Below are 11,558 nucleotides of genomic sequence, written 5' to 3'. Positions count from 1 at the left end.
CATCGATCACTGCTGTAACGAGTTCTCGCTGCTGTAACGAGTTATAAATCGGACCGCCATGTACGGCGCATCGCAATAATCGCCCCCGAACGCGGCTATACTGGAAGATCGGACGGTGTTCGTGTCACCCTTTACGGGTGCTCGAGCGTTAGTCGAATATGCCTTTTGGAATGTGCCACTGCGGCGCCAAGTTATGCCTGATTTACCCCTTCATCTCTGGTATTCGATCACCAACCTCGGCGGCGCCGGTCTCACGCTCCCGCTCGCGCTGGCCATCGCGCTGTGGCTCGCGACGGGCTATTCCTGGCGCATGGCGGCAAGCTGGCTGTTGCTCCTGGGTGCGGCAATTGGTCTCGTCACAGTCACGAAGATCGCGTTCCTGGGCTGGGGTGTCGGCGTGCGTTCGTATGATTTCACGGGCCTGAGCGGCCACGCCATGCTGTCCACGGCGGTTTATCCGGTGGCGTTCTTCCTGATGCTGCAGGGTGTGCGGCCCGCACTGCGCATCACGGGCGTCGTCATCGGGCTCGTCGTTGGCATCGCGGTCGGACTCTCGCGCGTCGTGCTCGACGCGCATTCGCCGTCGGAAGCGGTCACCGGCTGCATCGTCGGCGCGCTGACCGCGCTCGTGTTCGTGCGCTACTGGTGGGAGGCGCAATCGGGCCGGCTCTCCGCGGCCGTGGTCACGATAAGCCTCGCGGCGCTCACCTTTGGATTGCACGACGTGCGCCTGCCCACCCATCGCTGGGTCACGAATCTCGCGCTCACCGTCTCGGGGCACGATCAACCCTATATTCGCGCCAAGTGGAAGGCCAACCGGCCGTTACACAAGCCCGGCACGCTCAGCGCGCCGGTCTCGCAGACCCGCAACACGCTTGCGCAGCCTCCCCAGCGGCACGCCTGAGACCAGCCGCGGCCCAGGCCGGCACCGTGCACCTGAGTGCGCCTGCCGCACCGCTCAGCCACCCACCCCAAGCAGCACGCTCGACGCCTTGAACACCGCCGTCGCGCTCGCGCCCGTTTCGAGGCTGAGCGCGTCGACGCTCGCGTCCGTCACGACCGCGGCAATCACCGTGCCGCCCGGCAATTCGAGCGTCACCTCCGCGTTGACCTCGCCGCGGCGCACGCCGCTCACCACCCCGCTCAAGCGGTTGCGCGCCGAAAGCCGCGCGGCGTGGTCCGCCGAAAGCGCTCCGCCCCCCACCAGCACGACCGACGACGCCTTGACGAGCGCCACCACTGCCCCGCCAACGGCGAGACCCAGCGCCTCGGCGCTCTCGCGCGTCACGACTGCGACGAGCTGCTGACCGCCCGGCAGCGCGATCGACACTTCGTCGTTGACGGCGCCGCGCACGAGCGCCGCGACCGTGCCGTAGAGCTGATTGCGCGCGCTGGTGCGTAGAGCGAAGCGGCCGAGCACGGCGAGATCCATGCCGAGACTGCCTGCGGCGCCCGCGTCCGCGTCGGTGTCCGGGTCTGCCTCGCCGCCGAGCGCGCGCACCGCTGCGGCGGCGCGCTCGAGAAAGTGCCGATGCTCGCGCTCGATCGCACCAAACGTGGCGATCAGGCGTTGCGCGCGCGGCGTGAGCGTGGTCCCGCCGCCGCCCTTGCCGCCCGTCGCGCGCACGACGAGCGGCTCGCCGGCGAGATTGTTCATGGCGTCGATGGCATCCCAGGCGCCCTTGTAGCTCATGCCGACCGCCTTCGCGGCGCCCGTGATCGAACCGGTTTCGCGGATCGCCGCAAGCAGCGCGATGCGAGCCGCGCCACCGAGCATCTGCGGGCCGGCCTGAAACCAGACCGAGCCGCCTACGCCCAGCTCGGGCGATGCCGCGCGCGGCGGCCCGCCGGCTTCGGCGCCCGCGCTTTCGCCGCCGGCAGCCGGCCCGCTTGGGGAGGGAGTCGAAGAAGAGGAGGTCGTCATCGCGCGGGGCTGTCGTCGTAGGCAAGCGTTGGCGTCGATTATAGAGACGGGGCGCGCGAGATTTGCCCCGCGCTCGCGCGCATGCAGGGGTCAGGCACCACGCTTGACCTTCGGCTGGCGCAATTCGCGCAGAAGCCGCTCACCCTCTTTCGCCGTGTAGCGCTTCATGGCCTCGCACCACCCCCGTGCGAAGCCAAGCTGATAAGGCTCCGCATCCATGCGCTCGAGATAGCGCAAGGCGACCGCCGCGTCGTTGCCGTCGCCCAGCACGCCCTGCAGGCGCGCGAGCGAGCGCGTCGTGTCGGCGCGTGTGCGGCGCGTCGTGATCGGTGCGAAAAACTCGAGCGTATAGCGCAGATACTTCGCGCTGATGCGCACGCGATGGCGGCCTGCGTCGTCGATGGCCGTGAGCTTTTGGGCCTGCGCGAGTTGCTGGTAATAGCGGCGCACGCGTTTCTTCGCGTGCCGGTGCAGCGAGCGTGCGTCGGCGCCGTCGGCGCGCACGCGACGCGCGAGCGCCTCCAGCCACTGCAACCACGCCAGTGCGGCATGCGCGTAGCGCGGCGACGCCAATGCCTCGCGCAGCCGCGCGCGCGCCACGAGCCGCTGCGCCTCGGCCTCGTCGAGCACGGCGCGCCAGCGCGCGGGCTCGTCGTCGGCTGCGGCGAGCGCGGGCAGTGTGTCTTCGACGAACACGTCGCGATCGCGCGCGTCGCCGAGCAGCCCGCCCAGCCAGCTGAGCTCGGGTTTGATGCGCGCGTGCCAGGTCTCATCCTGCCAATACGAAAAAATCCGCATCGCGGTGCGCAGACGCCGCTGTGCCACGCGCATCTGGTGAATGAATTCGATGTCCACGGAATCGCGCACGCCCCAGTCGTTGCCGAGCCAGTGCGCGCTGATGTTGGCGCCGATCGCGACCAGCGCGGCCTCGGCAGTGCATGCGCCGCACAGATCGACCGGCTCCGCACGCACCGCGCACGCGTCGCCGGCGAGGCTGCCGGCCGCCGCGCGCTCGAGCGCGTCGCCCAGGCGCACGAACGCGGGCAGCGCGTCGGCCAGTTCGAGCGCGCAGGCGAACAGCGCATCGACGAGCGGCGCATGGTCCTCGCCTTCGGCCCACGGCACGCTCACGCGCAACTCATGCAGGCTCGCGCCTTCGTCCTGTGGCGCGCGCACGTCGGCATCGAGCACGAGGTCCGCGCTAATGCCGTCGCGCTCCCAGCGCCAGCGGCTGCGCACCGCCGACAACGTCGCCGACGGTTCGAGCGGCCCGCTTGCCGCCAGCGCCTCGCGAAACACCTCGGGCGCGGCATCGAAGAGTGCGGTTTCAAGGCCGTCCGCTTCGAGATGCGCCTCGAAAATCGGCTCGACGACGACGATGCCCGGCGTCCATGCGCGCCGGCTGGAAACGACGACGCAATGCGCCGTGCCGCGCGTTTGAACGCCGATCCGCCAGCCGGCCCTGGCGAGTGCGCCAGCACTATCGAACACGGTAGTCGTGACCGGCTCGGCCGAATCGGCCTGGGATTCGAGCTGCGGCAAAGCGGCGCACATGGCCGCGGCGAAATCGGATGGAATCTGCGCGGGCGTGACGCCAGCCCCGGACGAAGCCTGTGGCGTGGCACTCACGACATCCAGCACGATTTCCAGAACGCGGTTCATGGACGCTCCGAGGGGCGTTGGGGCGGCAGAAAGCGGTGAAAACGGCCAATATGAACGGGTGAGATTAATCTGACAACGACGCTGTTGTCGCACCTGATGGTACACGCGCTACCGCAGCGGTGCTCTCCGTAGCGGCCCCAACCCGCTTACGCGGAATGACGACGATCAAGACCCCAGCCTGACGAAAGTGGAAAAATACTTGCACATCGACCTGATGTGTTGCACTTCTGTAAGGAGTATTGAGTGTTCCCAGAATACAGAGACCTGATCTCGCGGCTCAAAACCCATGACGAGCATTTCGCGCGGCTTTTCCATCGTCACAACGAACTGGATCAACAGATCAAAAACATGGAAGCGGGCATCGTCCCCGCGAACGGCATGGCCATCGAGCAGCTCAAGAAGGAAAAGCTGCAGCTCAAGGATTCGCTTTACCAGATCCTGCGCAAGGCCGAAAGCGTGTAAGCACCAGCGCTTATACCGAAACATGCCGCATCACGCGGGCCGCGCGATGCGGCGCCGGTCCGCATCGCCCTGGCCATGATCCCGGTGCCGCCCGCGTCGCTGGGCCCCCTCTCTCCCCACTGCCGCAGGCCGCCCGGTTCAACCGGGGTCCGGCCGTTGTCGTAGCGAAAACCTGTCGTAGCGAAAACAATTCCTATCCCCAAGATGGCCACTCATCCTGCCTCCCCGAAATCCGCACCCGCCGCTCAAAGCGCGCTTCAAGACCCGCCTCGCCACCGCGACGCGCCCGCGCACCGGACCGAGCTCACGCCGCATAGCGCCGAGCTGCACGCCGTCGATGCCGCCATCGAAGCGGCCAGCGAGGTCATTGCCGGCGCGATGCACGATCTCGTCGACGCCAATGGCGCGGCACACGGCGAATCGCCCGACTCGTTGCTCGAATCGATCGCTGCGCTCATGCGTGGCTTGTCCCCCGACGAGGCCGCGCAACTGCGCAGCGTGATCCTGGAAGGCAACCCCGCGGACTGGCGCAAAACGCGAGCACGCCATCCTGACGAAGAGCTTGCCGCGGGTTGGCGCGACGGCGCCTATCCCTACCGCAATCTGATGTCGCGGCGTGCCTACGAGCGGCAGAAATATCGCCTGCAGGTCGAATTGCTGAAGCTTCAGGCGTGGGTGCGCGAGACCGGGCAGCGCGTAGTCATCCTCTTCGAGGGGCGCGACGCGGCGGGCAAAGGCGGCACGATCAAGCGCTTCATGGAGCATCTGAATCCGCGCGGCGCGCGTGTCGTGGCGCTCGAAAAGCCCACCGAGGTCGAACGCGGCCAGTGGTACTTTCAGCGCTACGTTCAGCATCTGCCCTCGGCGGGCGAGATCGTGCTGTTCGACCGTTCCTGGTACAACCGTGCGGGCGTCGAGCGCGTCATGGGCTTTTGCTCGCGCGGGGAATACACGGACTTCATGCAGCAGGTGCCGGAATTCGAGCATCAGTTGATCCGCAGCGGCATTCACCTGATCAAGTTCTGGTTCTCGGTGAGCCGCGCGGAGCAGCGGCGCCGCTTCAAGGAGCGCAGCGTGCATCCACTCAAGCAGTGGAAGCTGAGCCCCGTCGATCTCGCCTCGCTCGACAAATGGGACGAATACACGCTGGCCAAAGAGGCGATGTTCTCCCAGACCGATACGGCCGACGCCCCCTGGACCGTGGTGCGCTCGGATTGCAAGAAGCGCGCGCGGCTGAACGCCATGCGCCACATCCTGCACAAGCTGCCTTACTCGAGCCGCGACGTCACGGCGATCGGGCCCGTCGACCCACTGCTGGTGAGCCGTGCGCTTTAAGCGCCGGGAGACCGGCCAGACCTGTACGCCTGCAATGTCCCGCGCCGCAAGCGGATTGCGGCGCGGCTACGGCGCGTTTGGCGTTGCGCGGCGAGATCAAGTGGCGTACTGCGCCACCCCATTGCCGAACGACCAGTTCTCGCGCGCGACGTCCACGAGGTTGACGAATACATCCTCGCGCCTCACGCCGGGATCCCGCGCAAGGTTTTCGGCGATCTGGGCGAACAGCGCCTTCTTCTGATCCTGCCCGCGCGTATTGCTCACGGCAATCTGAATCATCACGAGATCGTCGCTGCGTTCGATGCCGAGGTAGTGGCGGCCAAAGACGAAATTGTCGGCATCGTGCTCGGTGACGATCATGAACTGGTCGTCTTCCGGCGCCTTGAAGACTTCCATGAGTGCAAGATGCACGCCCTGCGTGAGCGCCTTTCTATAGGCTGCGGGCTTGCCTGCGCGGACGGCGATACGGGTGAATGGCATGTCGGGCTCCTTCAGCGTTGCATGGGGTGACGAGTGAACGACCACGACAACAGCTTAGGCGCGCGCTATCATAATAAACAGATATTGCTAGATATTTCATTTATTTTCATTCGAAATGAAACCGCTCGATCTCGATGCCGTGCGCGCGTTCGTTCTGGTCGCCGAACTGCATAGTTTCACGCGTGCCGCCGATGCGCTCGATACCACGCAATCCGCCGTCAGCCTCAAGCTGAAGCGCCTCGAAGCCCATCTTGGCCGGCAGTTGCTCGAACGCACGCCGCGCGTCGTGCGGCTCTCGCTGGACGGGCGCGCATTTCTTGGCGCCGCGCGCGAGCTGCTGGGAGCGCATGAGCGCGCACTCGGCACGCTGACCGGCGAGGCGCGGCGGCTCGTGCTGGGATTGAGCGAGCACGTAGCCGATGCACAACTCGCCCGCCAGCTCGCGCTCTTGCGCGCTCACGATCCGGGACTCGTGATCGCGCTGCATCTGGGGCTTTCGGCGCAGTTGCTCGCGCAATTCGACGAGCGGCGGCTCGACGCCGTCATCGTCCGTCAAGAAGCCGACGAGGCGCCGCGCGGCGACGCACGGTTGCTCTTCGACGAGCCGCTGGTCTGGCTCGCCTCGCCCGATTGGCAGTGGGAGCCGGGTACGCCGCTGCCGCTCGCGCTGCTCGAGGGGCCTTGCGCGGTGCGCGCGGCGGCGATCGCTGCGCTCGACGCGGCGGGCATCGCGTGGCAGGAGGTGTTCGTGGGCGGCGGGGTGGCCGCGGTTGGCGCGGCGCTGGAGGCGGGGCTCGCGGTGTCGGCGCTGGCGCGGCGCGTGGCACCGAGAGCGCTCGTCGATGTTGGGGCGAAGCACGGCCTGCCGCCATTGCCGGTCTCGCGGGTGACGCTGCATTCGCGCGTGCGCGAGCCGCGCTCGGCGGCGACGCTGCAGTTGCTTGCGTCGAGTCTCGGCACGGCCTGAGGGCAAAGCTGCGTGAGCGGGTAGCTGCGCGGCCGGGAAGCCGCCGGTCTCCGGGCAAGGCAGCCGTGCGTGAGGCGCGGGCATGCCGATACGCCGCACGACCCCGCCCGGGTCAGACGGGATCAGCCCAGCATCGGCGGGAGTTGGCGCGGCTGCGGGATTGCGCGCTGTCCCTGCGCCGCAGGTGCCTCGACCACGAGCTTGTGATGCGGCGCCGGGTGAACCGCTATGGGCCTGGCCGGCGCGTGCTTCGGTACGGCCGGTCCAGGTGCGGCCGGCTTAGTTACGGCTGGTCCAAGTGCGGCCGTCTTAGGTGCGACCTGTCTGGGTGCGGATGGCTTAGGTGCGGCCGGTCTAGAGGCGGCCATCTTAGGTACGGGCGGCTTAGGTGCGGCCTGCCTGGGTGCGGATGGCTTGGATACAGCCTGCCTGTGCACGGCTGGCTTGGATACAGCCTGCCTGTGCACGGCTGGCTTGGGTGCAGCCTGAGTGTGTGCGGCTGACGTTAACGAGTGTGTGTGGGCGCTCGCTTGACGTGAGGTCCGCGGTGCATCGTGTGCCGCCGACTTTGTCGGAGCAATGGCTCGACGCTGTGCATGGGCTTGCACGTTCCCGGCTTTCATTGGCTTCGCGGATTTCGCGGATCGTGAAGCATGTGTCGCAGCGGCGCCAGACTTCGCGTGCTTCACGCCGTGCTGCGCCTCGGCACCGGCGGGCTTATCTTCTTTGCCACCCTTGCGCGAGCTCGCCTGGGCGTTCCCGTCACGGGCGCTATGGGCACTATGCGCGCCATGCGCCCCACTTCGATGCGCAGCGCCACCGCCTCCCGCCCCATGCACCGCCGCCCCGCCATGGCCGTCATATCCGCCACGCTGCGCCGCGGCCGCCGGCGCGACCGCCCATGCCATCGTCGTCGACATCCACCATGCTGCGACCATCACCGCTACTGCCCGCACGCCGCTCCTCCCTCGAATAGCCGTTCTTGTCCCGATTCGATCGGCCGGCGATTATACCCAACCAAAATTTGCAAAAATCCAGACATGGACTAGCATCATAAAAAAGTTCATATAAAGACTAGACCATGCCCCATGCGCCCATCTCCCCGTCCGCCGCGCCCACGCGGCGTCCCGGCGCCGAGCCCTCAACCGCCGAGATGTCGGCGGCCGGCCTGCGCGCCTTTTTCAACATCGCCCGCGACTGGGATCTCTCGGTGGAAGAGCAGATCGTCCTGCTCGGCTCACCGGGCCGGTCGACGTTCTTCAAGTGGAAGCAGGCGCCCCAATCCGCGCGCCTGGGCCGCGACACGCTCGAGCGCCTTTCGCTGCTGCTCGGCATCTACAAGTCCTTGCAGATCCTCCTGCCGCCCCCCGCCGCCGCCGATGCCTGGGTCAAGCGCCCCAACAGCGCGCCGCCGTTCGGCGGCCGGCGCGCGCTCGACCGCATGCTCGCAGGCAATATCAGCGACCTCGTGGCGGTGCGTCAGTACCTCGACGCGATGCGGGGCGGATGGGCGTGAAAAAACACACGACACGAGACACGGCACAAGCGTCGCCCCAGGGTGCCACGCCCGCCGCTGGCCCGGCGGACACGTCCTGGCAGGCACACTGGCGCAGCGCGCTGCTCGACTGGTCGCCCGCGTTCCGCGTGACCCCCACGCGCTTTCCCGCTGTGAGCCTGTTCGACCGGGTGGCCACGCCTGAGGACTTCGAGGCGCTCTATGCGCTCGAAGCGCTGACCAACGACCGCCTGCGCACGGAGACCGGCGACCTCGATCTCGTGCCGCGCGAGGAGCGCCGCTTCGGCCCCGGCTATGGTCCGATCATGGCCGCATTCACGCATCTGAACCCGCAGGGCAGCCGGTTTTCCGACGGCACCTATGGCGTGTTCTACTGCGCGCGCACGCGCGAGACGGCCATCGCCGAGACGCGCTATCACGCGGGCCGCTTTCTCGCCGCGACGCGCGAGCCGCCGCTGCGGCAGCAGATGCGGCTCTATACGGTGATCGCGCAAGGCACGGTCGTCGATCTGCGCGGCTCCGCGGCCGCGCATACAGCCGCTCAAGGGCCCGCCAATCTGGCCGATCCGGCCGTGCTCGCGCCGGACGACTACACGGCGGGTCAGGCGTTGGGCCGCGCGCTGCGGGCGGCAGGCGCGCCCGGCATCGTCTATCCATCGGTGCGCGATGCGGGCGGCGAATGCCTCGCCGCGTTGCGCACGACACTGCTGCACGCATGCCATCACGCCGCCTACCTCGAATACAACTGGAACGGCGAAGCCATCGACATGGTGTTCGAATTGACCGCCGCGTACGGCCAGGAGGGCGTTTAAGGCCCGCAAGCGGGCCAGGGCCAGCGCCAGCGCTGGGGCAAGCGGTGGAGGCGCTCGTAACGATCCACACGCCCGAAAGCACCCGGCAAGCGCGCAGGCAGTGCCCCGGAAGTTCGCGGGTAGCGCGCGGAAGAAATGCAGGAAGAAACGCAGGAAGCGCTTTTAGGGCAGCGTCATCTCGGCCGCGCCCATCGCACGCGCCGCCTGCACGGAGATCGACCACTGCCGGGACGTGAGCGCCTCGACCATCGTCAGGCGTCCTTCAGGAATGAACGCGCCAGTATCGATGAACGTCTGCGAGCCGATCTGGCGCAGCTCGCGCACGGGAGTGTGCCCGCAGTAAGTGGGCGAAAGCGCGTAATGCGGCAGCCTGGCCGCGTTGAAGGCCAGCTCGCGCCCCCACATCATGCGTTCGCGCACCTCGGCATCGAACCGGCCAGCGTCGAGATCGGCATCGTCGCCGAAGAACTCCGCGTGCAGCACGTTAAAGCGCGTCTCGCCCTCGCCCACCACGCGCACGAGCGGCAGCTCCCGCAGCCGCTTTGCATACGTGGCCAGCGCGTGGTCGGACAGCCCCTGCGCCCAGCCCCCGCCGATGGCATACCAGCGATGCCGCGCGAGGCGCCCTTCCGCGACCGCGCACAGCGCGTCTTCGTGATTGCCGAGCACGGCGTAGAACCAGGGCTTGTCGAGCAGCGCGAGCGCCTCCTCGCACTGGTCGCCACGGTCGACGAGATCGCCCACCGAAAACAGGCGGTCGTGCGCGGCGTCGAATCCCACTTTATGAAGCAGATAGCGCAAGGCGTCCACGCAGCCGTGCAGGTCGCCGATCACGAAATCGCGACCGGCCGCATTGGCCGCGTGATGCTGGACGTCAGGAGCGAGAGTTAGCGTCATCGTTTCATCATAGCGCCGGCCGCGGCGCCACGTATGCGCGCCAAACATCTTTTCGCGCAGCTTGCAGCCAGCTCGAGCGAAACGTGCGGCGGCGCGCTATTGTGCCTGCGCGCGCAGTGCCGCAACCTGGTCAGGCGTGATGCTCGCCTGCGGGTTGCCGAACTGCTTCGTCACGTAGTTCGCAATGGCCGCCACCTGGTCGTTGCTGAGCGCGTCAGCGAATGCCGGCATCAGCACGTCGGAGTCTTTGGTCTGGCGCCTCACGCCGTGCAGGATCGTCATCGTCAGGTTGTCCGGGCTCGCCGCGCCCGCCACGCTGTTGTGAATGAGCGACGGATACGCGCCTGGCGCGCTCGCCCCCACGCCCGCGCCGGTCCAGTTATGGCAGCTCGCGCAGTTCGCCACGAATAGCTGCGCGCCATTCACGCTCGTGATAACGGTGCCGCGCAGCGCGGTGATGTCGTCGTTGGCGGGCTGGCCGTACGAATCGCGCGAGCGCGTCACGCCGCCCGCAACCGGCGGTTGCCCGCGCAAATACGCGGTGATCGAGCGCTGGTCCTCGGCGCTCAGGTATTGCGTGGAGTTCTGCACGACCTCGGCCATCGGCCCGGCGGCGTTCGCGTGGCCGGGAGCCACGCCGGTGGCGAGATAGCTCATGAGCGCGTCGTCGCTCCAGCCACCGATCCCGCCCGCGCGATCCGGCGTGATGTTGTACGCCTGCCAGCCCGCCTGCGTCGCGCCCGAGAAGCGGCCGCTCGACTTCAGGCCCTGCATGAAGTTGCGCGGCGTGTGGCACTCCTCGCAATGCGCGAGCCCTTCGACCAGATAGGCGCCGCGGTTGTACTCGGCGCTCTTTTGCGGATCGGGCACGAAGCGCCCTTCGTCGAAATTGAAGAGGTTCCAGATAATCATCAGCCAGCGCTGATTGAACGGGAACCGCAGCTCGTTGGCGGGCGGCTTGTAGTGGATCGGCGCGACCGTGTTCAGGTACGCGCGGATCGCGAGCACGTCCTGCTCCGTCACGCGCGTGAACTCCACGTACGGAAACGCCGGATAGAGCCGCTCGCCGCTCTTGCCCACGCCCTCGTGCATCGCGCGCATGAAGTCGGACTCGGTCCACTGGCCGATGCCGGTGTCGGGGTCGGGCGTGATGTTGGGCGTGTAGATCTTGCCGAACGGCGTGTTGATCGCGAGGCCGCCCGCGAACGGCCGGCTCTTGTCGGCGGTGTGGCACGCGGCGCAGTCGCCCATGCGCGCGAGGTATTCGCCGCGCTTGACGATCTCCGGCTGCGCGGTGGCGTCGCCGGGCGCGGCCGGGCCTTCGCCGTGCGCGGCGGGCAGCGGGACTTCGTCGACGGGGCGCATCTCGCCGTCGTGCGCGGCGTGCCACGCCACGTAGAGCGCGAACGTGCAGAACAGCAGCGTGGCGAGCGTGGTGCGTGTGCGCTGTGTGCGCTGTGTGCGATGGGTGCGAGGCGCGGGGGACGGTCTTGTGTTCATCGT

Annotated in this window: 11 protein-coding genes; 6 read left to right on the top strand and 5 right to left on the bottom strand. The window is 67.7% G+C overall.

Annotated elements, in window-relative coordinates; all coding sequences use genetic code 11:
• The first annotated feature begins 193 nt into the window (after nucleotides 1–193).
• The gene (locus BO1_RS22990; RefSeq protein WP_028219561.1) at nucleotides 194–904 is read left to right on the top strand and encodes a phosphatase PAP2 family protein; all 711 of its coding nucleotides are present in this window, start codon (nucleotides 194–196) and stop codon (nucleotides 902–904) included.
• A gap of 54 nt (nucleotides 905–958) precedes the next feature.
• Here BO1_RS22990 and BO1_RS22985 read toward each other — a convergent pair whose 3' ends face one another.
• Nucleotides 959–1,924, bottom strand: a complete 966-nt coding sequence (locus BO1_RS22985) for a TOBE domain-containing protein (protein WP_028219560.1) — start codon at nucleotides 1,922–1,924, stop codon at nucleotides 959–961.
• 90 nt (nucleotides 1,925–2,014) lie between these two features.
• On the bottom strand, nucleotides 2,015–3,586 hold the full coding sequence (locus tag BO1_RS52310; RefSeq protein ID WP_052409561.1) for a CHAD domain-containing protein: 1,572 nt from the start codon (nucleotides 3,584–3,586) through the stop codon (nucleotides 2,015–2,017).
• Nucleotides 3,587–3,829: 243 nt separating this feature from the next.
• On the opposite strand from BO1_RS52310, the gene BO1_RS22975 reads away from it, so the two are divergent.
• Entirely contained in the window at nucleotides 3,830–4,048 is a 219-nt protein-coding gene (locus BO1_RS22975; RefSeq protein ID WP_028219559.1) for a YdcH family protein, read from the top strand.
• A 204-nt stretch (nucleotides 4,049–4,252) separates the two neighbouring features.
• Nucleotides 4,253–5,383, top strand: a complete 1,131-nt coding sequence (gene ppk2 / locus BO1_RS22970; protein ID WP_043285986.1) for a polyphosphate kinase 2 — start codon at nucleotides 4,253–4,255, stop codon at nucleotides 5,381–5,383.
• Nucleotides 5,384–5,479: 96 nt separating this feature from the next.
• Here the strand turns inward: ppk2 and BO1_RS22965 are convergent, their stop codons facing one another.
• Nucleotides 5,480–5,863 carry a tautomerase family protein gene (locus BO1_RS22965; RefSeq protein ID WP_028219557.1) on the bottom strand — a complete coding sequence of 128 codons (384 nt, stop codon included), beginning with the start codon at nucleotides 5,861–5,863 and terminating at the stop codon, nucleotides 5,480–5,482.
• Nucleotides 5,864–5,978: 115 nt separating this feature from the next.
• On the opposite strand from BO1_RS22965, the gene BO1_RS22960 reads away from it, so the two are divergent.
• The 3 genes from BO1_RS22960 to BO1_RS52305 all read left to right on the top strand — a co-directional run bounded on the left by BO1_RS22960 (nucleotide 5,979) and on the right by BO1_RS52305 (nucleotide 9,158).
• On the top strand, nucleotides 5,979–6,830 hold the full coding sequence (locus BO1_RS22960) for a LysR family transcriptional regulator (protein ID WP_028219556.1): 852 nt from the start codon (nucleotides 5,979–5,981) through the stop codon (nucleotides 6,828–6,830).
• Between the two features lie 1,081 nt (nucleotides 6,831–7,911).
• Nucleotides 7,912–8,346: an MbcA/ParS/Xre antitoxin family protein gene (locus BO1_RS22955; RefSeq protein WP_028219555.1), complete on the top strand. Its 435-nt coding sequence runs from the start codon at nucleotides 7,912–7,914 to the stop codon at nucleotides 8,344–8,346.
• A gap of 101 nt (nucleotides 8,347–8,447) precedes the next feature.
• Nucleotides 8,448–9,158 carry an RES family NAD+ phosphorylase gene (locus BO1_RS52305; protein WP_043286023.1) on the top strand — a complete coding sequence of 237 codons (711 nt, stop codon included), beginning with the start codon at nucleotides 8,448–8,450 and terminating at the stop codon, nucleotides 9,156–9,158.
• Nucleotides 9,159–9,320: 162 nt separating this feature from the next.
• Here BO1_RS52305 and BO1_RS22945 read toward each other — a convergent pair whose 3' ends face one another.
• Together BO1_RS22945 and BO1_RS22940 are read right to left on the bottom strand one after the other, a co-directional pair.
• A complete protein-coding gene (locus BO1_RS22945) occupies nucleotides 9,321–10,055 on the bottom strand; it encodes a metallophosphoesterase (protein ID WP_028219554.1) in 735 nt (244 codons plus the stop codon).
• 96 nt (nucleotides 10,056–10,151) lie between these two features.
• The gene (locus tag BO1_RS22940; protein WP_174490606.1) at nucleotides 10,152–11,555 is read right to left on the bottom strand and encodes a c-type cytochrome; all 1,404 of its coding nucleotides are present in this window, start codon (nucleotides 11,553–11,555) and stop codon (nucleotides 10,152–10,154) included.
• Nucleotides 11,556–11,558 lie beyond the last annotated feature (3 nt).

Source organism: Paraburkholderia oxyphila NBRC 105797 (assembly GCF_000685075.1).
Lineage (GTDB): Bacteria > Pseudomonadota > Gammaproteobacteria > Burkholderiales > Burkholderiaceae > Paraburkholderia > Paraburkholderia oxyphila.
Note: the sequence above shows the minus strand (reverse complement) of the source record. Positions and strands in the feature narration are given on the sequence as shown.